The following is a 20951-nucleotide window of genomic DNA, read 5'->3' as shown; positions in this document are numbered from 1 at the left end:
AGGAACCTCGACCATCCGAAGATGGACGGGGTATCAACTAATCTGGCGTTGATTTTTGGCACGCTGTTGAGTTCTCAAGGAACGGACGCTTCCTTTGTACTCACCCTCTCGGGCTTTCCTCCGGGCTTTTCCCTTCGGTCTTTCGTGTTTCCAGCTTAGCAGATCCGTTTTCCGTTTCTGCCACCCGCTGGAGCGGGCTGCCGTTTCGGGAATTCGCTTTTCGCGCTTTCCCTTGCGGCGGGGTCAAACACTACCAGGCTTTTTCGCTCCCCCTGACCACTCCCCTGCGGGCATGCAGAGGTGTAGACCACTGGGGTTAGGATCTGGCTTGATAGGTGCTGCCGACCCACGACTCAAAGTCGCGTTGGGGTCAGGCAGGAGTACGACAGTACATCCCACCGTCAGTAGAGGCAAATCGTTTCCGGGTAGTCCTAGGTCCGCCAACTGGTACGTCTCGTGCGGAACCGGGACTACCCATGACATACGCTTCTGAACAGTACGCCGTCCAGGACAGGCAGTGACGGCGCCACACCATCTCCGCCCCTGGGAGGCTTCCCATGACCACCGTGACGTCGCCGCTTGCTGGACGCGCCATCGGTCTCGCCGCAGTACCCGACCCCGTCTTCTCCGGCGCGATGGTCGGTCCCGGCACCGCCATCGACCCCGTACGTGAGCCGTCCGAGGCCGTTTCGCCGGTCGACGGCGTCATCGTCTCTCTGCACCCGCACGCGTTCGTCGTCGTCGACAGCGAGGGACACGGGGTGCTGACGCACCTCGGCATCGACACCGTCCAGCTCAACGGCCAGGGCTTCGAGCTGCTCGTCAGCAAGGGCGACACCGTGACGCGGGGACAGGCCGTCGTCCGTTGGAACCCCGCCGAGGTCGAGGCCGCAGGCAAGTCCCCGATCTGCCCCGTCGTGGCCCTGGAGGCCACGGCCGACTCCCTCTCCGATGTCGTCGACAGCGGCGACGTGAAGGCCGACGACCAGCTCTTCAGCTGGAACTGAGGTCGGCTTCGTCCTCGTGACGACCACGAGTTCGACATTCATCGCGGCGGCCGGGTGCCGCCGCTCTATCGGAGACGGGTGAGATGGAGACAACGCTGCGAGGCGTCGGCGTCAGCCACGGAGTGGCGATCGGCGAGGTCCGGCACATGGGCACGGCGGTTCTCGAACCGCCGGCCAAGCAGATTTCCGCCGGGGAGGCGGAGCGCGAACAGGGGCGCGCCCGCCAGGCCGTGGAGGCTGTGGCCGCCGACCTCATCGCGCGCGGCAATCTGGCCGGCGGTGAGGCTCAGCATGTGCTGGAGGCCCAGGCGATGATCGCCCAGGACCCCGAGCTCATCGCCGACGTCGACCGCCGGATCGCGGTCGGCAGCACCGCCGAGCGCGGTATCTACGACGCGTTCTCCCACTACCGCGAGCTGCTCGCGGGCGCGGGTGAGTACATGGCCGGGCGCGTGGCCGACCTGGACGACGTGCGGAACCGAATCGTCGCGCGTCTGCTCGGTGTGCCCATGCCGGGTGTGCCGGACAGCGACGAGCCGTACGTGCTGATCGCGCGGGACCTGGCTCCGGCGGACACGGCGCTGCTCGACCCGGCGCTGGTGCTCGGCTTCGTGACCGAGGAGGGCGGGCCGACCAGCCACAGCGCGATCCTCGCGCGGGCGCTCGGTGTGCCGGCCGTGGTGGCGCTTCCGGGTGCGGGCGAGATCGGTGAGGGCACGGTCATCGCGGTGGACGGTTCCACCGGCGAGCTCTTCGTGGACCCGACGGAGGAGCGGAAGGCGCGGCTGACCGAGGCCGCCGCGGCGCGCAAGGCCGCGCTGGCCGCGTCCAGTGGTCCGGGCGCGACCTCGGACGGGCACAAGGTGCCGCTGCTCGCCAACGTCGGTGGTCCCGCGGACGTACCGGCCGCGGTGGAGGCCGGTGCGGAGGGCGTCGGTCTGTTCCGTACGGAGTTCCTCTTCCTGGACGACAGCAAGAAGGCTCCCTCGGAGGAGAAGCAGGTCGAGGCGTACCGCAAGGTGCTCGAGGCCTTCCCCGAGGGCCGGGTCGTCGTGCGGGTGCTGGACGCCGGTGCGGACAAGCCGCTCGACTTCCTGACGCCGGCGGACGAGCCGAACCCGGCGCTGGGCGTGCGTGGTCTGCGGTCGCTGCTCGACCATCCGGATGTGCTGCGGACGCAGCTGACCGCGCTGGCGAAGGCCGTCGAGGGTCTGCCGGTGTACCTCGAGGTCATGGCGCCGATGGTGGCCGACCGTACGGATGCGAAGGCGTTCGCCGACGCGTGCCGTGAGGCGGGGTTGCAGGCGAAGTTCGGTGCGATGGTGGAGATCCCCTCTGCGGCTCTGCGGGCTCGTTCGATCCTGCAGGAGGTGGAGTTCCTGTCGCTCGGTACCAACGACCTCGCGCAGTACACCTTCGCCGCCGACCGTCAGGTCGGTGCGGTGTCGCGGCTGCAGGATCCGTGGCAGCCGGCGCTGCTCGACCTGGTGGCGCTGTCCGCCGAGGCGGCCAAGGCCGAGGGCAAGAGCTGTGGTGTCTGTGGTGAGGCCGCTTCGGATCCGCTGCTGGCCTGTGTGCTGACGGGTCTGGGTGTCACCTCTCTGTCGATGGGTGCGGCGTCCATCCCCTATGTGCGGGCGACGCTCGCGAAGTACACGCTGGCTCAGTGCGAGCGGGCCGCCGCCGCGGCTCGGGCCGCCGACACGGCCGAGGAGGCCCGGGTCGCCGCGCAGGCGGTGCTGTCCGGGGAGTGATCCCGGTTCGTTCGTAGGTCTTGAAGGGGCTTCCCGTCACGGATGTGGCGGGGAGCCCCTTCTGTGTCAGTGGTGGGAGGGCCAGTCGTCCTCGTCGGGGGCGAGGGCGAAGCCGGCCCGGTATTCGACGCCGGGCTCCGGGGCGATCGGCTCTCCGGTGCGGGCGTCGGTGCAGTAGGCGCTGAAGACCTCTGCTTCGGTGAGGGGGTGGAGGGTCCCTGCGGTGAGGCGCCAGCCGTGGAGGCGGTCGGGCTCTCCCGGGCTCGTGGTGCGCAGGACCACTCCCCCGGAGCTGTCGAGGGCGATGCCGGCGGCGAGGACGGTGGCGAACTCGGCTGCTTCGCCGCTGTCGAGGTGGGCGGGTCCTTCTGCGGCGCGGGTCGCGTGGACCACGGCGAGGAGGTGCTCGTCGGGGATGGGGACGCTGCACACGACGTGGTGGCTGCCGGGGTCGGCGGCTTCGAGGAGCCGGGTGAGCAGGCGTGCGGCGTGGGAGAAGGCGGCTCGGCCGATGTCCTGTCCGCAGGCGGCGCAGTCTCCGGCGTCGGCGAGGAGTGTGGAGGCGTACTCCCAGGTGGCGAGGCGGACGGCGGTGTCGATGAGGGTGGGGACGAGGGTGGTCATGGGTTGTCCGGTGTACGCGACGAGGGCGCCTGTGGCGGCCAGGCCGGCGGTGTAGCGGCTGCGGCTGGCGGGGTTGTCGGGGTCGATCCCGTTGTCCTCGCAGTAGGCCGCGTACTCCTCGGGGTCGAAGAGGGCGACCGTGGTGTGTCCGCCCTGGGTGGCGAGGGACTTGAGGAGGCCTTCGACCTGGCGGAGGTAGGCCGTGTGGTCGTCGAAGGCGAAGGTGGCGTACCGGCGCATGGCGGTGAAGTCGTCGGCGTCGGCGAGGAGGCCGACGGTGCTGGGGACTTCGCGGCGCAGGGCGCGGCGCATGGATGTGGTGGTGCCGGGTTTGGTCATGTCTCCCCCTGAGCGCTGTCGATCAGTGCTCACTCACCGTAACCGTCGGCACTGACAGTGACGGTTTGGTGAGGCGTCCGCGGATGACGCGGTGCTGTGCGGCGCCCGCGGCGACGAGGCCGAGGCCGAGGAGGGGCCAGGCGAGGGCGCCGGCGGAGATGACGCCGGCGACGAGGAGGGGACCTGCGAAGCGCTGGCTGGACTGGGCGAGTCCGTGCACGCCGAGGTAGGCGCCCTGTGCTTCCGCCGGGGCGAGGGCGACGGAGAGTTCCCAGGAGGCGGTCGCGTGGATGATCTCGGCGAAGGTGAAGGCGATGACGCCGGCGACGAGTGCCGTGATGGCGAGGGCGCTGCCGCCGGTGGCCGAGGCAGCGAGGGCGAGGGTGCCGGCGAAGAGGAGGCCGGAGAGGGGGACGAGGAGGCGCCGGGCGGCCGGGGTGGTGGCGCCGAAGCGGGCGAGCGGGACCTGGAAGAGGACGACCAGGACGGTGTTGAGCACGAGCAGCAGCGGCGCCAGCCCGACGGGGGCGGTGGTCGCATGGACGATCCAGAGGGGGACGGCGACCTGGAGGATCGTGTCGTCGAGGAAGAGGGCGGCGTCGGTGGCCGTGTAGGCGAGGAAGGTGCGGTCGCGCCAGGGGCTCGCGGGCCGGGCGGGGGCGTGGTCCTCGGCGGTTCGGGAGGTGGCGGCGACGCGTGAGGGGGCGGGGGGTTCGGCGCAGCGCAGGGTGAGGGCTGCGATGACGAGGTAGGTGAGTACGTTGCCGACGAGGAGCAGGGCGTAGGCGCGCGTGCTGCCGGTGGCGAGTGCGGCGGCGGCGCCGAGGCCGCCGATGGACCAGCCGATGTTGACGGTGGTGCGCTGGATGGCCTGGTAGCGGACGCGGTCGGGCCCGGCCTGGCGGGCCGCGTAGAGCTTGATGAGGACGCTGCCGGCGCGGTCGGGGAGGGCGCCGAGGGCGGAGTAGAGCGTCAGTAGGAAGAAGTTGTCGGTGGTGAGGAGGGCGAGGAGGGCGGCGCCGCGCATGAGTTGGGCGCCGACGATGAGCCGGACGAGGGGGAAGCGGTCGGCGAGGCGGCCGGCGATGGGGGCGCCGGCGATGCCGACGCCGCCGGAGACGGTCATGAGGAGGCCGACCTGGCCGAGGCCGAGGCCGGAGACGTAGGTGAAGTAGAGGACGGTGCAGCCGGCCCAGAGGCCGGTGCCGGTCTTGTCGATGATGCTCACGAGGAGCATGCGGCGGCCGTCGCGGCCGCCGGGTATGCGCTTGAGAACGGTGCTGTGCCATGAAGTCCGGCGGCTCACTCGGTTCCCCCTTGACCTGAGTATTGTATTGATACATAGTTCAGTACGTGGCAACACAATATTCGATTCAGGGGACGACGGCCAAGGGGATTGCCGCGTCCGTCGAGCGCGGCGTGACCGAGGGCGAGCTCGCCGCGGGCCTCGCGCTGCCTCCCGTACGGCGGCTGGCGGACGAGCTCGGCGTGAGCGCCGGCACGGTAGCGACGGCGTACAAGGAGCTGCGGCGGCGAGGCCTGGTGGTCACGCGAGGCCGGGGCGGCACGGTGGTCGCGGAGGCGGCATCGGCCGCATCGCGGCGGCCCCCCAAGGTCCCGGCGGGCCTGGTGGACCTCGCCAGCGGCCTGCCCGACCCCGCCTTCCTGCCGGTCCTGCGCCCCCCGGCGGAGATCCGCCCGGTGTACGGCTCGCACCGCGCCGCGCCCCGGCTCACTGCCCTCGAAGAGCTGACCGGAGACTGGTTCGCCCGCGACGGCGTGCCGGCGGAGCGCGTGACGTTCGCCCACGGGGCGCTCGACTGCATCGCCCGCCTGCTCTCCGTCGAGCTACGTCCGGGCGACGCGGTGGCCGTGGAGGATCCCGGGTTCCACCATCTCCTCGACCTGGTGACCGCATTGGGTCTGAGGATGGTGCCGGTCACCGTGGACGAGGAGGGTGTGACGCCTGAGGGCCTGCGGGCAGCGCTGCGAGCCGGGGTACGGGCGTTGGTCTGCAGCCCGCGCGCGCAGTGCCCGACCGGGGCGTCGTTCTCGATCGCGCGGCGGGACGAACTGGCCGCGATGCTGAGGGAGTTCCCCGAGGTCCTGGTCGTCGAGGACGACTACGACGCGCAGATCGCCGGACCCGAGGCGCCGACGCTGGCCGCCGCGGGCCTCGAGCGATGGGCGCAGGTACGGACGGTCTCCAAGCGGCTGGGCATCGACCTGCGGTGGGCGGGGCTCGCCGGCGACCCGGTGACGCTGGCGCGGCACGACGGCCGGATGCTCATGACCTCGGGCTGGGTCAGCCACATCCTTCAGGAGACGGTCGTCGGGCTGCTCTCCGACCCGGCGGTCGCCCGTCTGGTGGCGTCCGGGGAGGCCGCGTACGCGGAGCGGCGGCGGGCGCTGATCGGCGCGCTCGGCTCGTACGGCATCCGGTCGGTCGGCGCGAACGGGCTGAACGTGTGGGTGCCGGTACGGGACGAGTCGGCGGTGGTCAACGGGCTGCGGACGCGCGGCTGGTGGGTCGCCGCCGGGGCGCGCTTCCGGATCGCGTCACCGACCGCGGTACGGATCACGACGGCGGCCCTGGAGACGGCGGCCGCGGAGCGACTGGCCTCGGACTTCGCGGAGGTACTGGGAGAGGCACAGGCGACGTACGAGGGCTAGCCGGTCTCGGTGATATGCGCTGCCGTTCAGTGTAGTTCGGGTCGATCTTGGCCTCGGTAGGCTCGGTGGACATGACACAGGTTGCGGTCGTGGGTGTGGGAGCGGTGGGCGGCGTTGTGGCCGCGGGGCTGATGTCGACCGGGCGTGTGGAGGTGACCGCTTGCGTGCGTTCGCCGCTGGGTGGGTTGCGCGTCATACGGCCCGACGGGTCGGCTCACGAGGCGTCGATTCCCGAGGTGGTCGACCCCGCCGAGGTGTCCGCGGTGGAGTGGGTGGTGCTGGCGACCAAGGCATACCAGACGGCCGCGGCGGGCCCGTGGCTCAGCCGACTGTGCGGTGACGGCACCCGGGTCGTCGTGCTGCAGAACGGCGTGGAGCACCGTGAACGCGTCGCACCGCTGGTGGGCGCCGCCCGCGTCCTTCCGGCCGTGGTGGAGATCTCGGCCGAGTCGCAGCGCCGCGGCCACGTAAGGCTGTTCGGCCGGCCACGGCTCACCGTGCCTGAGGACGATGACGGCGCCGACTTCGTGGCCCTGTGCCAGGGCAGCGGCATCGAGGTCACGTCGGTCGACGACTTCGTCACCGCCGCCTGGGCGAAACTGTGCCTGAACGCGGCGAACGGCGCTGTCACCGCGCTGACGATGCAACGGATGCCTGTCTTCACCAGTCCGCGCATCGCCCGGCTGGGACGGGCGCTGGTGGAGGAGGCACGACAGGTCGCCGCCGCGTCGGGCGCGCGACTTCCCGATGACCTGGCCGACCAGGTCATCGCCCGGTTGCGAGCGATGCCGCCCGAGTCCGGCAGCAGCATGCTGTGGGACCGCCTGGCAGGCCGGGAGATGGAGTACGACGCCCGCAACGGCGCGGTGGTGCGCGCGGGCATCCGCCTCGGCATCCCCACCCCGTACAACGAGACCGTCACCGCGCTGCTGGAAGCTGTGAGCGCACCGGGGAGCGCTTCATAGCGTCCCCTGCCCTGGCGCCGGTGGGTTCGACGCGCTCGTGGATTGCGGGTGTATCCCGCCCCGAAGCCCCCGCTCAGCGACATCGAACGGGTATGGCGCTCGGCGACGCACAAGGGATCCCCCGAGCGTGTCTGCGCCACCGCCGAGTCGGTTGCCATCGCCGTCGACCAGGCGTTGCACCGCCGACGCGCACGCACCAAAGGATCAGCGGCCGATGTCACCACAGCCGCTGAGGGGCTCGACGTGACGGCGGGGGGAGGTGAGCCGCTGGGCCGCTCCCCCCGCCGGGGGCTCACTCGGCGGCCCGCTTGCGGGCGACCTCCTCGTAGAAGTGCAGCAGGTCGAGGTTGTCGACCGAGCCCGGGTTGACCGCCTTGGCCATCGGGGTGCCCTGGAGGAGTCGCTTGACGGGGACCTCGATGCGCTTGCCCGTGAGGGTGTGGGGGACGCCGGGCACCGCGATGATGTCGTCGGGGACGTGGCGCGGGGAGAGTTCGGTACGGATCGTCTGCTTGATGCGGCCGACCAGCGCCTCGTCCAGGGTCGCGCCGTCCGCGAGGTGGACGAAGAGCGGCATCCAGTAGCCGCCGTCGGGCTCTTCGAGGCCGATGACGAGGGATTCGCGGATCTCCGGGAGGCGTTCGACGGCCTCGTAGATGTCGGCGCTGCCCATCCGTACGCCCTGCCGGTTCAGGGTGGAGTCGGAACGGCCGTGGATGACGACCGAGCCGTGGTCGGTGATCGTGATCCAGTCGCCGTGGCGCCAGACGCCCGGGAACATCTCGAAGTAGCTGTCGCGGTAGCGGGCGCCGTCCGGGTCGTTCCAGAAGCGGATCGGCATGGACGGCATCGGGTTGGTGACGACGAGTTCGCCGACCTCGCCGATCAGGGGCTTGCCGGAGGGGTCCCAGGACTGGAGGTCCGTGCCGAGACCGGCGGCCTGGAGCTCGCCGATGTGGACCGGGAGGGTCGGGACCGCTCCGGCGAAGCAGGAGCAGACGTCCGTGCCTCCGCTGACCGAGGCGATCCAGAGGTTCTCGCGCACCTCGTCGCGGAGCCAGCGGAATCCGTCGGGCGGCAGCGGGGAACCGGTGGTCGCCACGCACCTGATCGTCGAGAGGTCGAAGTCCCGGCCCGGGTGGACGTCGGCCTTGGCGCACGCCATGACGTACGCGGCGGAGGTGCCGTACAGCGTCGCCCGGGTCCGTTCGGCGACGCGCCACTGGGCGCCGGTGTCGGGGTAGCCGGGGCTGCCGTCGTAGATGACGACCGTGGTGCCCGTGAGCAGGCCGGAGACGAGGAAGTTCCACATCATCCAGCCCGTGGAGGTGTACCAGAAGAACACATCCTCGGGGCCGAGGTCGCAGTGCAGCCCCAGCTGCTTCAGGTGCTCGACGAGAATGCCGCCCTGGGACTGCACGATGGCCTTGGGCAGGCCGGTGGTGCCGGAGGAGTACAGCACCCAGAGGGGGTGGGAGAAGTCGACCTGCTCGAAGAACGGTTCCACGTCGGCCGCCGTCAGGTCGGCCCAGGCCAGCGCCCCTTCGGGGGTCTCGGTGCCGAGGAGCGGGATGTGGACCACGGCGCGGAGCGTCGGGAGCTCGGCGCGCAGCTCGGTCACGGTGTCGCGCCGGTCGTGCTCCTTGCCGCCGTAGCGGTAGCCGTCGACGGTGAACAGGACGACCGGCTCGACCTGCTGGAAGCGGTCCAGGACGCTGCGCGCGCCGAAGTCGGGCGCGCAGGAGGTCCAGACGCCGCCGACGGCGGCCGTGGCGAGGAGGGCGACGACGGCCTCGGGGATGTTGGGAAGGTATCCGCTGACGCGGTCGCCCGGTCGTACGCCCAGGGCGCGCAGCTCGGCGGCGAGGGAGCCGACCTGGCGACGCAGCTCGGCCCAGGTGGTCGGGCGGGGTTCATGTGTCTCGTCCACATGGAGCAGGGCGGTGTCGTGGGGGCGCTCCTCGGCGGCGCGCAGGGCGTGCTCGGCGTAGTTGAGGCGGGCCCCCGGGAACCACTCGGCGCCGGGCATCGACCGGTCGCCCAGGACACGCTCGTACGGCGTGGAGAACCGGATGTCGAACCACTCGGCGACGGCCTGCCAGAACGACTCCAGCTCGTCGACCGACCACCGGTGCAGGGCCGGGTAACCGCCCTCGGACGGGGCTCCGTGGCGCTCGGCGGCCCAGGCCTGGAAACGGGTGACCGCGGCGGCGGCGATGCGTTCCTCGTCCGGCTGCCAGAGCGGCTCGGTGTGGGCTGATGTCATGGGGCGGCTCTCCCTGGGCGTTACGCGGGTCTGCGTGTGTCGCGCGCACGTGCTGGGGTGTGCGCGTGACGCGGCTGACAGGGACGATGCCATGTGATCGTCCTTCGCACCAGGGCTCCCCGCCCATGGTCGGACCGTTGAATATGTGCTCCCACCACGGGTGAACGGCAGTTGAACGAACCGCGCGCCGGCCCTGGCGAATGGCAGGGTGAGCTGCATGGACGGTCGTGAGCTGGTGCGTTCGGTGAGGGTGTTCGGATCGGTGCAGGGGTTGCGGGCGGTGCGGTCGGCGTGGCGGCAGCGTCGGACCGATGCGTGGGGGCTGCCGCCGAGAGGGGCGGAGCGGGCCCGGGTGCCGGGGCCGGTGGGCGAGGCGAAGCCCATGCCGGGTGGCGGGATCGTCCGGTTCGCCCGTTCGGAGCTGCGGATCCGGGTGTCGGCCGGGGGCACGGTCTTCTGGGGCTGGGACGGGGCCGAGCCGCTTCCGTCGTACGCGTTGACCGGCGAGGCGCCCGAGCCCGACCCGCGGGCCGAGCTGGAGCCGGACACCGACGGCGGCTGGCGGGTGGTGTCGGAGCGGGTGACGGTCGCGGTGTCCCGGCACGGCGCGGTGGAGATCCGCACGCCCGGTGGGGTGGTGCTGCGCCGGGACCTGCCGCCCCGCTGGTGGGAGCCGGTGTCGGGGGGACCCGCACGCTGGGTGCAGCGCAGCGAGGTGCCGGCGGACGCCCGGTTCTTCGGCCTCGGCGGGCGGTCGGCGGGGCCCCGCCTGCGGGACGGTACGTACCGGCTGTGGAACACCGACCCCAAGGGGAGGTTCCAGCCCGGCGACGATCCGCTGTACATCACGATGCCGGTGCAGTTCGTCGTCGCGGACGCGGGGACGCATCTGGCGTTCCACGACAACTCCTGGGACGGCCACGTCACCCTCACCGAAGGTGAGGAGGGGGCCGGGTCCGGACACGACCGGCCGGGGACGTGCGAGGTCCGGATGAGCGGCGGGCCGCTGCGCTGCTGGGTGGTGGTCGGCACCCCCGCGCGCGTGCTCCACGGCTGGGCGGCCCTCACGGGCGCTCCGGCGCTCCCGCCGTCCTGGGCGCTGGGTCCGCAGCACGCGCGGTGGGGGTTCGGCAGCGCGCAGGAGGTACGGCGCGTGGTGGGCGGGTACCGCGACCGCGGTCTGCCGCTGTCCGTACTGCATCTGGACATCGACCACTACGACGCGCACCGGGTGTTCACGGTGGACCGCGAGAGGTTCCCCGATCTGCCGGGGCTCGCGGAGGAGCTGCGGGAGCAGGGCGTACGGCTGGTGTCGATCGTCGATCCCGCGGTGAAGGCGGAGCCGGGGAACGCCGTGTACGACTCCGGGGCGGCGGTCGGGGCGTTCGTCCGCGACGCCCGGGGCGAGGAGGTCCACGGGGTGGTCTGGCCGGGTGACTGCGCGTACCCGGACTTCACGGACGCGGCCGTGCGGGAGTGGTGGGGCGGGCTGTACGAGGAGCGGCTCGCGCAGGGCTTCTCGGGTGTCTGGCACGACATGAACGAGCCGGTCTCCTTCTCCCCCTTCGGCGACCAGACACTGCCGCGCTCGGCCCGGCACGTCCTCGACGGGCGGGGCGGGGACCACCGCGAGGCGCACAACGTGTACGGGCTGACCATGGCGCGGGCCGGCTATGAGGGGCTGCGCAGGCTGCGGCCGGAGGAGCGGCCCTTCCTCTTCTCCCGTTCGGGGTGGGCGGGCATGCAGCGGTACGGCGGGACCTGGTCGGGCGACGTGTCGACCGGGTGGCCCGGGCTGCGGGCGTCCCTCTCGCTGGTCCTGGGACTGGGCCTGTGCGGGGTGCCGTACTCGGGGCCGGATGTGGGCGGCTTCGACGGCAGTCCGTCGCCCGAACTGTTCCTGCGCTGGTTCCAGCTGGGGGCGTGGATGCCGCTGTTCCGGACGCACGCGGCGATCGACGCGGGGCGCCGAGAGCCGTGGGAGTTCGGTCCGGAGGTTCTGGAGCACGCGCGCGTGGCTCTCGCCGAGCGGGAGCGGATGCGGCCCTACTTCGTCACCCTCTCCCAGCTCGCGCGGCTGACCGGGGCGCCGTACATCCGGCCCGTGTGGTGGGGCGCGCCGGAGGACCGGGCGCTGCGGGACTGCGAGGACGCCTTCCTGGTGGGCGACGCGCTGCTGGTCGCGCCGGTGCTCTCGGGGGGCGCCGACCGGCGGGCGGTGCGGCTGCCGCGGGGGCGCTGGTACGACACGGCGACGGGTCGGGCGTACGACGGGCCGGGGCAGGTCCTGCTCGACGCGCCGCTGTGCCGTATCCCTGTGCTCGCGCGGGCGGGGGCGGTGGTTCCCGTCCAGGGAGAGGACGGTGGGCTGGAGTTGGAGGTGTGGGCTCCGGCCGCCGGACGGACCGGCGGTGGGCTCGTCGTACGGGACACCGGCGACGGGTGGGAGGCGGCCGAGATCGAGCGCTACGCGTCGCGGCTCGTGGGCGGCCGGGTGGTGGTGGAGCGCGTGACGGACGAGGGGCCGGCCGAGGTGGAGCTGCCGGTGCGGGTGCGGGGGCTGAAGGAGTAGGGACGCGAGGGACGGCGACCGGACATCGGATCACGGATATTGGATGTTGGATGTTGGATCCAACATCCGTGATCCGGCATCCGGGATCCGATGACCCGGAGCCGTCCCGTCAGGCGTACGCCCCGGCGAACCAGCGCCGTACCGCCTCCGTGTGCAAGGGGAACGCCAGGACCGCCGGCACGCGGAGGACGTGCCAGCCGGTCGTCTCGTCCGTGGGTGCCGAGGGCGGGAGTTCGGCGACGGCTCGGGCCGGGAGGAGGCCGAAGAGCAGCAGGTGTCCGCCCGGGGAGCTGAGCGCGTCGGCGAGCCGGACGTCCTCGGCCGACGCCTCGATTCCCGTCTCCTCACGCAGTTCGCGGACCACGGCGTCCCGCCAGTCCTCGGCGTGGTCGATGAAGCCGCCGGGGAGGGCGACCTCGCCCCGGGCGGGCTCGATCGTGCGGGTGATGACGACGAGGCCGCTCCCCTGCTCGTCGGTGACGGGAAGCAGGGTGACGGCGACGGGCAGCGGGTTGCGATAGGCGACCGCGCCGCACGCGGCGCAGGCGCGGGGCCAGTCGGCGGCCTCGGCGTATCGGGTGCCGCAGCTGGAGCAGTAGGAGTCCTTCACGTCAGGACCGTACGCGATCACCCTTTCCCGTGCCCCGTGAACCTGATAGACGGTGCACATGACAGGACTTGCTTCCGTTCTCCGCGGACTCGCCGTGTCGGCGGCCGCCGGCCTGCTGGCCGCCACCGCCGCCGTACCGTCCGCGCAGGCCAGACCGGAGCCGAAGGCGCCCAAGGAGTTCGTGGCGCTGAGTTCGGTGGACCGGACGATCATTCAGGAGATGCGCTACACCACGGAGCACAACTTCGTGGGCGAGCCGGTCGACGGCTATCGGCAGCCGCTCTGCATCCTGACGCGTCCCGCGGCCGAGGCTCTGCACCGTGCGCAGGTGAGTCTCCTCGCGCGGGGCTATTCGCTGAAGGTGTACGACTGCTACCGGCCGCAGCGTGCCGTGGACCACTTCGTGCGGTGGGCCCAGGATCTGACCGACGAGCGGATGAAGAAGGAGTTCTATCCACGAGTCGACAAGTCGAGGCTGTTCGAAGACGGTTACATCGCCGAGAAGTCCGGGCACAGCCGCGGTTCGACCCTCGACGTGACGCTCGTGCGGCTGCCTGCCGCGCGGACCCGCCCCTATGTTCCGGGCGAGAAGCTCGTGGACTGCTCCGCCCCGCGGAACGAGCGGTTCCCGGACAACTCCGTCGACATGGGTACGGGCTTCGACTGCTTCGACACGCTCTCTCACACCGACGACCCCCGGATCCAGGGTGTCCAGCGGGCCAACCGGCAGCTGCTGAAGGGGACGCTGGCCGAGCAGGGCTTCGTGAATCTGCCCGAGGAATGGTGGCACTTCACCTTCAAGCCCGAGCCGTTCCCCGGCACGTTCTTCGACTTTCCGGTGGCGCGGAGATCGGTGGCCGGGCACTGATGCCCCGAGGGTGACGGGCGGCCGGGACCACCCCCGTGGGTCCCGGCCGCCCGTTCCGTACGTAGGGACGCGATAAAGGTCCGTACGGTTCTCAGCTCGCGGCATCCATGGCAAACTTTCTGACGCTTCGTCAGATGAGAGTGGTCCCGGAGTCGGGGAGGGTCGTCGTGGCACGGACGCGCAGGCCGGTGGTGGCCGGATGGTTCACGGACGACAGTGGCGGTGACAGCGGTGAATCACCCTGCCCTGACGGAACCGGCGAAGAGGGCGGGTTCCGGCTCCTCGGCACCCGCTGTACGGCCTGCGCCTCGGTCTTCTTCCCGCGCGAGGACTCCTGGTGCCGTAACCCCGGCTGCCCCGGCGGGGGCGAGCTCGTCGAGACCCCGCTCTCGCGGCGGGGCCGCGTGTGGTCGTTCACCGACGGCCGCTACCGCCCGCCGGCGCCGTACGTCTCCGATCCCGACGCGCCCTGGGACCCGTACACCCTGATCGCGGTCGAGCTGGAGACCGAGGCGATGGTGGTGCTCGGTCAGGGGGCGCCGGGGGTGCGGACCGGGGACCTCGCCGTCGGGATGGAGGTCGAGCTGGTGCCAGGGGTTCTCGACGAGGACGACGAGCACACCTGGACCACCTGGCACTGGCGACCCGTGCACGCGCGCGGAGCGGACGGGACGGAGGGGCGGTCATGAACGACATCGCCGTGCTGGGTGCCGGGATGCACCCCTGGGGCAAGTGGGGGCGCAGCTTCGTCGAGTACGGGACGGCGGCGGCGCGTGCCGCGCTCGCGGACGCCGGGCTCGACTGGCGGGACGTCGGTTCGGTGGTCGGCGCGAACACGATGCGGTGCGGGTATCCCGGCTATGTGGCGGGAGCGACGTTCGCACAGGCGCTCGGCTGGCAGGGGGCGCGCGTCACCAGCGTGTACGCGGCCTGCGCCTCCGGCGCGCAGGCCGTCTCCACCGCACGCGCACAGATCCTCGCCGGCCTGGCGGACGTGGTGCTCGTCGTCGGCGCGGACTCCGCCCCCAAGGGCTTCTTCGCCCCCGCGGGCGGTGAGCGGCCCGACGACCCCGACTGGCTTCGCTTCCGGCTCCTCGGGGCGACCAACCCCGCGTACTTCGCGCTCTACGCCCGTCGCCGTATGGCCCTGTACGGGGACACCGTCGACGACTTCGCCCAGGTGAAGGTGAAGAACGCGGCCGCGGGGGCTCTCAATCCGCTGGCCCGCTACCGCAAGGCGGTGAGCGTCGACGAGGTCGCGGCCTCGGCCGTCGTCGCCGATCCGCTGCGGCTGCTCGACATCTGCGCGACCTCGGACGGGGGCGCGGCGCTGGTGCTCTCCAGCATGGAGTTCGCCCGTCGCCACGGGCACCGGGATCCCGTCCGTGTCCGGGCCGTCTCCACCGTCACACCGACGTACCCGAAGGCGGTCCTCGACCTCCCCGACATCGCGACCGACTCAGCGGCGGCCGTCTCCCCCGCGCCTCGTTCCTTCCGCGCGTCGATCGCACGCGCCGCGTACGAGGAGGCCGGGATCGGACCGGAGGACCTGTCGCTCGCGGAGGTGTACGACCTGTCGACGGCGCTGGAACTGGAGTGGTACGAGGACATCGGTCTGTGCGGGGCCGGCGAGGGCGCCAAGCTCGTACGGGAGGGGGTCACGGCCCTCGGCGGGCGCGTCCCGGTCAACACCAGCGGCGGTCTGGGGTCGTTCGGCGAGGCTGTGCCCGCCCAGGCCATCGCGCAGGTCTGCGAACTGACCTGGCAGTTGCGCGGCACGGCGGGAAACCGGCAGGTACCCGGGGCACGGGTCGGGATCACCGCGAACCAGGGGCTGTTCGGGCACGGATCGGCGGTCGTGGCGGTGCGTTGAGGCAACGGCACCGCCACCCAGTGGGGCATCCGGTGCCGCACGTCCGGCGCGCGCTCCGCGGCCGGGTGTCAGGTCGTCATGGGTGCTCCGTGGTCCGCGAGGACCAGAGCGTGCTGCACGACGGCCACGAGCACGTTCTTCACCGACTCCCGGTCGCGGGCGTCGCACATCAGCAGCTCGACCTCGGGGTCGAGGTCGAGGGCCCCTCGCACGGTCTCCGCGGGGAACCGCTGAGCGCCCTCGAAGCAGTTGACCGCGACCGTGAACGGGATGCCGCGCCGTTCGAAGTAGTCGATCGCCGCGAAGCTGTCCTCCAGGCGCCGGGTGTCCGCGAGCACGATCGCTCCGAGCGCGCCCTGGGCCAGCTCGTCCCAGAGGAACCAGAAACGGTCCTGGCCGGGCGTGCCGAACAGGTAGAGGACGAGATCCTCGCGGAGCGTGATCCGGCCGAAGTCCATGGCGACCGTGGTGGTCGACTTGTTCTCCACCCCGTGCAGATCGTCGACGGGCCGGCCGGCCTCGCTGAGGATCTCCTCGGTGCGCAGCGGCCGGATCTCGCTGACCGTGCCGACCAGAGTCGTCTTGCCCACCCCGAAGCCGCCCGCGACCAGGATCTTCAAGGTCACCGGTTCGACGAGCGGCTTGGTGCGGCTAGAGCGCCCGAAGGCCATTGATCACCTCGCGGAGAATGCTCACGTCCGGCAGCTCGGCCGGCGGAACGGGGCGGGTCACATGGACGAGTTCGTCCTCGACGAGGTCTCCGACGAGGACGCGGACGACACCGACCGGGAGGTCGAGTCCGGCGGCGAGTTCGGCGATCGACTGAGGCGTCTCCGAGCAGCGTTCGACGATCTCCACGTGTTCGGGGGAGAGCGTCTGGTCGCGGCCGGGGTCGTCGGCGGCGGGCTCGGGCACCACCACGGCGATCAGGTCGAGACGGTGCCGGGTGGCGGCGCTGGTCCGGCCTCGGGTCATCGCGTACGGACGGACCACCGGCCCGGCCTCGTCGTCGAACCAGTGGGGGGAGGGCTGCGGCGCCTGATCCCAGGAGTCCGCGGCACGGGTGCCTTCGGCGTCGCGCCCGGCCGGGTGCTGCCCGGCCGGGCGCGCGGCCGCAGCATCGGCCGTGCCCTCGGCCGTGCCCTCAGTCGTGCCCTCAGTCATGGAGTCCCCCCAACTCACCCTCCGGTGGACAGCCCGGAGCGAGGCGCCGTCCCCAGGTGGATGCCGACCCGCTTCACCATCAGCGTCATCTCGTAGGCGACCTGGCCGACGTCGGAGTCGGCGTCCGCCAGGACGGCCAGGCAGCTGCCGTCGCCCGCAGCCGTGACGAAGAGGAACGCCTCCTCCAGTTCCACGACGGTCTGGCGCACCTTGCCCGCCTCGAAGTGGCGGCCGACGCCCTTGGCGAGGCTGTGGAAGCCGGAGGCGACGGCGGCCAGGTGCTCGCCGTCCTCCCGGGTCAGGTCGGCGGAGGCGCCGGTGGAGAGTCCGTCGCTGGAGAGCACCAGGGCCTTGCGGATGGATCCGACCCGCTGGACCAGCTCGTCGAGGAGCCAGTTCAACTCGCCGTTGCCGTCTCCGGAGGTGTGGGTTGCTGCGGCGTTCGGTGCGGTCATCGACCGTCCCCCTCGGGTGTCGTTCCTGGTGCTGTGGTCTCGGCGTTCTGCTGTCGTCCGCGCTGCCAGCCGCGCTGCATCGATGCCATGCGGCTGCGCACTTCCTCTGCGTCTCGCTCGAAGTCTGTGGCGGCCGGGGCGGCGGAGCCCGGGGTCGCCTCGGTGTCGGTGCGGTCGCCCGTGCCACGCAGCTGCGGCGCGAGGCTGGCCTGGCGGACCCGGCGGGGCAGCCCCCCGAACGGCGCGGGGCCGTCCGACGACACCGGCCCTGAGGGCGGTACGGGACCGGCACCGGGACCGGCACCGGCTGGCGGTACGGGACCCACCGGCGGTACGGGACCCGAGGGCGGCACCTGGCCGGTCGGCGGTACCGGGCCCGCGGGCGGTACGGGCACCAGTGTGGGCGGGGTGCCCGGGGCCGGTGTCTCGTCGTCCGGGGCGGCGGAGTTCGGGTGGGCGCGGCCCGGCTCGTCGACCCGGCGGCCGTGGTCCACGACCAGCGTGGGCGGACGGCGCCGGGGCAGCGGCACGGGGCCGCTGCGGTCCTGGGCCCGGCCGGAGGACTGGTCCGGGGCCTGCTGGTGCTGCTCGCCGCCCGGGGCGGGGGCGAGACCGCGACGGTGGCCACGGGGCCGGAAGAGGCCGCCGCGCTCGCTCTCGGTGTCCTCCAGGTCCGCGGCGGACGGGCCGAGCAGCTCGTCGAAGCCGGAGTCGCCGAGGGGCGCTTCGAGCTCGACGGGTCCGTCGAGGGGCACGTCCAGCGAGGCGTCGAGCGGCCCGTCGAGGAGCGAGGAGCCCGCGGAGCGCCGGGAGCCGCCTGTCGTGGACGCTCCGCCCGGCACCTGGGTGAGCGCGGGGCGGCGGCCCGGCTGGTCGGCCGCGCCGCTCTGCCGGCCCTGCGGTCCGCGGTCCAGGGACCGGTCCGTGGACGCGCGGTCCAGGCGGAAACCCGAGCCCTCGGTCTCGGGGGCGTCGGTGAGCAGGGCGGCCGGGATGAACACGACCGCCGTGGTCCCTCCGTAAGGCGACGGCTGGAGCGAGACCCGGACGTTCTGGCGCTGGGCGAGCCGGCTGACCACGAAGAGGCCGAGACGGTCGGTGTCGGAGAGCTCGAACTCGGGGGTCTCGGCGAGACGGAGGTTGGCGTCGAGCAGCAGGTCGGGATTCATGCCGAGGCCGCGGTCGTGGATCTCCAGGGTGAAGCCGTTGGCGACCCGCTCGCCGAGGACCTGCACGGCGGTGTGCGGGGGCGAGAACACGGTGGCGTTCTCGAGGAGTTCGGCGATGAGGTGGGTGAGGTCGGCGACGGCGGGGCCGCCGACGCCGAGCCGGGGCAGTCGGCGGACCTCGATCCGCTCGTAGTCCTCGACCTCGGCCACGGCCGCGCGCACCACGTCCATCAGCTGCACGGGCTTGCGCCACTGGCGGGAGGGCGCGGCGCCGGAGAGGATCACCAGGCCCTCGGCGTGGCGGCGCATGCGGGTGGTCATGTGGTCGAGCCGGAACAGATCGGCCAGTTCCTCGGTGTCCTCGGTGCGCCGTTCCATCGTGTCGAGCAGCGTCAACTGGCGGTGCAGCAGGACCTGGTTGCGGCGCGCGAGGTTGACGAACACCTCGGAGACACCGCGGCGGAGCTCGGACTGCTTGACGGCGGCCTCGACGGCGGCCCGCTGGAGGGTGTTGAGGGCCTGGCCGACCTGGCCGACCTCGTCGTCCTCGTACCGCAGATGCGGCACCTCGGTCTCGACGTCGACGAGTTCCCCGGCCGCGAGCCGGCGCATCACGCTGGGCAGGCGTACACCGGAGACCTCCTGTGCCTCCTTGCGGAGCCGGCGCAGGTCGCGTACGAGAGCGCGGCCGACGCGGACGGAGACGACGACGGAGACGAGCAGCGCGAGGAAGCCGAGGACGCCGGCGACGCCGGCCTTGAGCAGCACGCTGTAGGCGGCGGGCTGGACGCGGTCCTGGTACCGGTCGCCCGCAGCGGTGTTCTCCCGGGCGAGGTCGTCGAGGACCGGAGTGGCCCACTGCTCCCACCTACCGGCGGTGACGACGCGCGGGTCCCGGGTGGGTCCCGCCGCGATCAGGTCCTCCTCGGCCCGGCGCAGCGTCTGGGTGCCGGGGCTGCCCCAGTACCTCTCGAACCTCTCGCGCTCGGCGGAGGGGAGGATTTCGAGGTTCATGTCGTAGAAGAGGTCGCGCTGGGCGATGAGATCGGCGACCCGCCGGAGCTCCTCCGCCGTGATGCGCTCGGAGATGAGCGCGGAGACGACGAGCGCGTCCTCGCGCGCGAGCATCTCGCGGCCGCGGGTGACGCCGACGAGCGCCCGGCCCTGCTTGTCCATCTCCACGTTCTCGAGCGCGTGGAGGGTGGTGAGGAAGCTGTAGCAGGGGTCGACCAGGCGGTTGTAGAAGTCGAGCGCCTGGATGCGGCCGATGCTGCGGTTCTCCACGGAGCGGCGCAGAGCGTCGAGGCCGTCGAGCGCGGTGAGCAGGGTGTCGAGCCGCTGCGCGGCGACGGGCCGCATCTCGCCCCGTACGCCGGACTCGGCGGCGTTCCGCCGGATGAGGGCGATCTGACGGTCGGTCGACTCGCGCTGCGTGCGCAGGGTGGTGAGGGCGTCCGAGGCGCGGGGGTCGGCGAGGTAGACCAGCGACTGGCGGCGTTCCTTCTGGAGGACGCGCGCGGTGTCCTCGATCGGGTAGCCGACCTTGTCGACGATGTAGCCGACGTCGAGGAGTTGGTCGGCCTCACGGCTGGTGATGACGGTCGCGAAGCCCCAGAGCCCGGTGAGGGAGAGGAGCGGTACGAGCAGCAACGCCACGATCTTCCGGCGGATGGACTTCCCGCGAAAGCGCATGGCCTCCCCCAGTTCGGCCGGCCTCCGCCCAGCGCGGAGGTCCTCCCTTGCGACGCCGCGGCGTCAACACACAGCGTCAACACATGGCGTCAACCATCAGCTTCAACAAACGGCGGCGCGAGCCTACTACTGCATCACAGCCAACTCGAAGGCGCATCTGGGCGATTTTCAGCCTCCCGAGTGAGCGTTGATCAGGAGATGTCCTGGTATTCGGGGAGTTGGTCTTCGGCACTGTGGCGCAGGACACGTGGCCGAGGGCGAGGGCGGCCGATATGGGGATGGCTAGAAGTGTTCGTTCCGGTACGGAGCTGGGGAAACCTTTTGCCCTCGTCGAGCGTCATTGTCTGCGGGGAGGGGTGTGTCCGTGTAAAGCCACTCAAGACGGGCAGCCACCCCTGAGGGACGTTCAGCGGTGGGGAGTGACGAAGCGATGGAGTACGAGGCGCGGTCCGCGCGGCAGTTGTGGGTGGAGGACGAGAAGGGCCGGCGTCGTCTGCCGGATCCGGTGCGTACCGCCGCCGTACGAGCCGTGATGATCACGTCGGTGACACTGATACAGGCGGTGGTGGCCTTCTTCTGCTCGGTCACGGGTTCGTGGCTCGCCTTTCCGATGCTGCTGACCACGGTCGGCAGCACGGTCGTGGCGACGTGGGGCGTCCTCGACGTGTGGGTGACGCGCCAGGTCTGGAAGCAGCGGAACGGCGTGGTGTCCGAGCCGAGCAGTACGGCTCGGACGTCGCGGCGCGAGCGGCGGCGGGCGGAGAAGGCCGCCCGGACGGCGGAGGCCGATCCGGGCCAGGAGGCTGCCGCTCCGATACGGCGGGCGGAAGCACCAGCGCTGTCCGAGGCTGCCTGAGGGCACGGAGCGTGAGCCTCGGGCCCGTTGACCCGGTCCGAGGCGCGACGGCGAGCGGCCCGGC

17 protein-coding genes are annotated in these 20951 nt (G+C 71.9%); 9 read left to right on the top strand and 8 right to left on the bottom strand.

The window, feature by feature from the left end; all coding sequences use genetic code 11:
- Positions 1–557: 557 nt before the first annotated feature.
- On the top strand, positions 558–1007 hold the full coding sequence (locus ACF1G2_RS21740; RefSeq protein WP_391799832.1) for a PTS glucose transporter subunit IIA: 450 nt from the start codon (positions 558–560) through the stop codon (positions 1005–1007).
- An 83-nt stretch (positions 1008–1090) separates the two neighbouring features.
- Positions 1091–2761 carry a phosphoenolpyruvate--protein phosphotransferase gene (gene ptsP / locus ACF1G2_RS21735; protein ID WP_391799831.1) on the top strand — a complete coding sequence of 557 codons (1671 nt, stop codon included), beginning with the start codon at positions 1091–1093 and terminating at the stop codon, positions 2759–2761.
- A gap of 66 nt (positions 2762–2827) precedes the next feature.
- Here the strand turns inward: ptsP and ACF1G2_RS21730 are convergent, their stop codons facing one another.
- Together ACF1G2_RS21730 and ACF1G2_RS21725 are read right to left on the bottom strand one after the other, a co-directional pair.
- Positions 2828–3724, bottom strand: a complete 897-nt coding sequence (locus ACF1G2_RS21730; protein ID WP_391799830.1) for a hypothetical protein — start codon at positions 3722–3724, stop codon at positions 2828–2830.
- 22 nt (positions 3725–3746) lie between these two features.
- The gene (locus ACF1G2_RS21725) at positions 3747–4961 is read right to left on the bottom strand and encodes an MFS transporter (RefSeq protein WP_391799829.1); all 1215 of its coding nucleotides are present in this window, start codon (positions 4959–4961) and stop codon (positions 3747–3749) included.
- Positions 4962–5077: 116 nt separating this feature from the next.
- Between ACF1G2_RS21725 and ACF1G2_RS21720 the strand changes: the two genes are divergently transcribed.
- Positions 5078–6397, top strand: a complete 1320-nt coding sequence (locus tag ACF1G2_RS21720) for an aminotransferase class I/II-fold pyridoxal phosphate-dependent enzyme (protein WP_391799828.1) — start codon at positions 5078–5080, stop codon at positions 6395–6397.
- A 71-nt stretch (positions 6398–6468) separates the two neighbouring features.
- Positions 6469–7362 (top strand): 2-dehydropantoate 2-reductase, encoded by an 894-nt coding sequence (locus tag ACF1G2_RS21715; protein WP_391799853.1) that lies wholly within the window; start codon positions 6469–6471, stop codon positions 7360–7362.
- A 292-nt stretch (positions 7363–7654) separates the two neighbouring features.
- Here the strand turns inward: ACF1G2_RS21715 and ACF1G2_RS21710 are convergent, their stop codons facing one another.
- On the bottom strand, positions 7655–9628 hold the full coding sequence (locus ACF1G2_RS21710) for an acetoacetate--CoA ligase (protein WP_391799827.1): 1974 nt from the start codon (positions 9626–9628) through the stop codon (positions 7655–7657).
- A gap of 217 nt (positions 9629–9845) precedes the next feature.
- Between ACF1G2_RS21710 and ACF1G2_RS21705 the strand changes: the two genes are divergently transcribed.
- Complete coding sequence (locus ACF1G2_RS21705) at positions 9846–12200, top strand: TIM-barrel domain-containing protein (protein WP_391799826.1); 2355 nt, start codon at positions 9846–9848, stop codon at positions 12198–12200.
- A 109-nt stretch (positions 12201–12309) separates the two neighbouring features.
- On the opposite strand, the gene ACF1G2_RS21700 is transcribed toward ACF1G2_RS21705, so the two are convergent.
- Complete coding sequence (locus ACF1G2_RS21700) at positions 12310–12870, bottom strand: NUDIX domain-containing protein (RefSeq protein WP_391799825.1); 561 nt, start codon at positions 12868–12870, stop codon at positions 12310–12312.
- On the opposite strand from ACF1G2_RS21700, the gene ACF1G2_RS21695 reads away from it, so the two are divergent.
- The 3 genes from ACF1G2_RS21695 to ACF1G2_RS21685 all read left to right on the top strand — a co-directional run bounded on the left by ACF1G2_RS21695 (position 12869) and on the right by ACF1G2_RS21685 (position 15551).
- A complete protein-coding gene (locus ACF1G2_RS21695) occupies positions 12869–13678 on the top strand; it encodes a M15 family metallopeptidase (protein ID WP_391799824.1) in 810 nt (269 codons plus the stop codon). The two genes, ACF1G2_RS21700 and ACF1G2_RS21695, sit on opposite strands and share 2 nt — an antisense overlap.
- Before the next feature lie 134 nt (positions 13679–13812).
- Positions 13813–14367 carry a Zn-ribbon domain-containing OB-fold protein gene (locus ACF1G2_RS21690; RefSeq protein ID WP_391799823.1) on the top strand — a complete coding sequence of 185 codons (555 nt, stop codon included), beginning with the start codon at positions 13813–13815 and terminating at the stop codon, positions 14365–14367.
- The gene (locus ACF1G2_RS21685) at positions 14364–15551 is read left to right on the top strand and encodes a lipid-transfer protein (protein ID WP_391799822.1); all 1188 of its coding nucleotides are present in this window, start codon (positions 14364–14366) and stop codon (positions 15549–15551) included. The genes ACF1G2_RS21690 and ACF1G2_RS21685 overlap by 4 nt, the downstream gene beginning before the upstream one ends.
- 68 nt (positions 15552–15619) lie before the next feature.
- On the opposite strand, the gene ACF1G2_RS21680 is transcribed toward ACF1G2_RS21685, so the two are convergent.
- The 4 genes from ACF1G2_RS21680 to ACF1G2_RS21665 are packed head-to-tail and all read right to left on the bottom strand — an operon-like array spanning position 15620 to position 20031.
- The gene (locus ACF1G2_RS21680; RefSeq protein ID WP_391799821.1) at positions 15620–16222 is read right to left on the bottom strand and encodes an ATP/GTP-binding protein; all 603 of its coding nucleotides are present in this window, start codon (positions 16220–16222) and stop codon (positions 15620–15622) included.
- A complete protein-coding gene (locus tag ACF1G2_RS21675; RefSeq protein WP_391799820.1) occupies positions 16203–16715 on the bottom strand; it encodes a DUF742 domain-containing protein in 513 nt (170 codons plus the stop codon). The genes ACF1G2_RS21680 and ACF1G2_RS21675 overlap by 20 nt, the downstream gene beginning before the upstream one ends.
- 14 nt (positions 16716–16729) lie before the next feature.
- Entirely contained in the window at positions 16730–17170 is a 441-nt protein-coding gene (locus tag ACF1G2_RS21670) for a roadblock/LC7 domain-containing protein (protein ID WP_383291348.1), read from the bottom strand.
- Positions 17167–20031, bottom strand: a complete 2865-nt coding sequence (locus ACF1G2_RS21665) for a nitrate- and nitrite sensing domain-containing protein (RefSeq protein WP_391799819.1) — start codon at positions 20029–20031, stop codon at positions 17167–17169. The genes ACF1G2_RS21670 and ACF1G2_RS21665 overlap by 4 nt, the downstream gene beginning before the upstream one ends.
- 412 nt (positions 20032–20443) lie before the next feature.
- Here ACF1G2_RS21665 and ACF1G2_RS21660 point away from each other — a divergent pair, with 412 nt between their 5' ends.
- A complete protein-coding gene (locus ACF1G2_RS21660) occupies positions 20444–20887 on the top strand; it encodes a hypothetical protein (RefSeq protein ID WP_391799818.1) in 444 nt (147 codons plus the stop codon).
- Positions 20888–20951 lie beyond the last annotated feature (64 nt).

The sequence above is a fragment of the Streptomyces sp. NPDC013457 genome (assembly GCF_043089925.1).
In the GTDB taxonomy this organism is placed as follows: Bacteria; Actinomycetota; Actinomycetes; order Streptomycetales; family Streptomycetaceae; genus Streptomyces.
Note: the sequence above shows the minus strand (reverse complement) of the source record. Positions and strands in the feature narration are given on the sequence as shown.

Bases quoted from the DNA above. Each gene is read 5' to 3' on its own strand.
- ACF1G2_RS21740 (WP_391799832.1), top strand. From the start codon at position 558: ATGACCACCGTGACGTCGCCGCTTGCTGGACGCGCCATCGGTCTCGCC.
- ptsP (WP_391799831.1), top strand. From the start codon at position 1,091: ATGGAGACAACGCTGCGAGGCGTCGGCGTCAGCCACGGAGTGGCGATC.
- ACF1G2_RS21730 (WP_391799830.1), bottom strand. From the start codon at position 3,724: ATGACCAAACCCGGCACCACCACATCCATGCGCCGCGCCCTGCGCCGC.
- ACF1G2_RS21725 (WP_391799829.1), bottom strand. From the start codon at position 4,961: ATGCTCCTCGTGAGCATCATCGACAAGACCGGCACCGGCCTCTGGGCC.
- ACF1G2_RS21715 (WP_391799853.1), top strand. From the start codon at position 6,469: ATGACACAGGTTGCGGTCGTGGGTGTGGGAGCGGTGGGCGGCGTTGTG.
- ACF1G2_RS21710 (WP_391799827.1), bottom strand. From the start codon at position 9,628: ATGACATCAGCCCACACCGAGCCGCTCTGGCAGCCGGACGAGGAACGC.
- ACF1G2_RS21705 (WP_391799826.1), top strand. From the start codon at position 9,846: ATGGACGGTCGTGAGCTGGTGCGTTCGGTGAGGGTGTTCGGATCGGTG.
- ACF1G2_RS21695 (WP_391799824.1), top strand. From the start codon at position 12,869: ATGACAGGACTTGCTTCCGTTCTCCGCGGACTCGCCGTGTCGGCGGCC.
- ACF1G2_RS21700 (WP_391799825.1), bottom strand. From the start codon at position 12,870: ATGTGCACCGTCTATCAGGTTCACGGGGCACGGGAAAGGGTGATCGCG.
- ACF1G2_RS21690 (WP_391799823.1), top strand. From the start codon at position 13,813: ATGAGAGTGGTCCCGGAGTCGGGGAGGGTCGTCGTGGCACGGACGCGC.
- ACF1G2_RS21685 (WP_391799822.1), top strand. From the start codon at position 14,364: ATGAACGACATCGCCGTGCTGGGTGCCGGGATGCACCCCTGGGGCAAG.
- ACF1G2_RS21680 (WP_391799821.1), bottom strand. From the start codon at position 16,222: ATGGCCTTCGGGCGCTCTAGCCGCACCAAGCCGCTCGTCGAACCGGTG.
- ACF1G2_RS21675 (WP_391799820.1), bottom strand. From the start codon at position 16,715: ATGACTGAGGGCACGACTGAGGGCACGGCCGAGGGCACGGCCGATGCT.
- ACF1G2_RS21670 (WP_383291348.1), bottom strand. From the start codon at position 17,170: ATGACCGCACCGAACGCCGCAGCAACCCACACCTCCGGAGACGGCAAC.
- ACF1G2_RS21665 (WP_391799819.1), bottom strand. From the start codon at position 20,031: ATGCGCTTTCGCGGGAAGTCCATCCGCCGGAAGATCGTGGCGTTGCTG.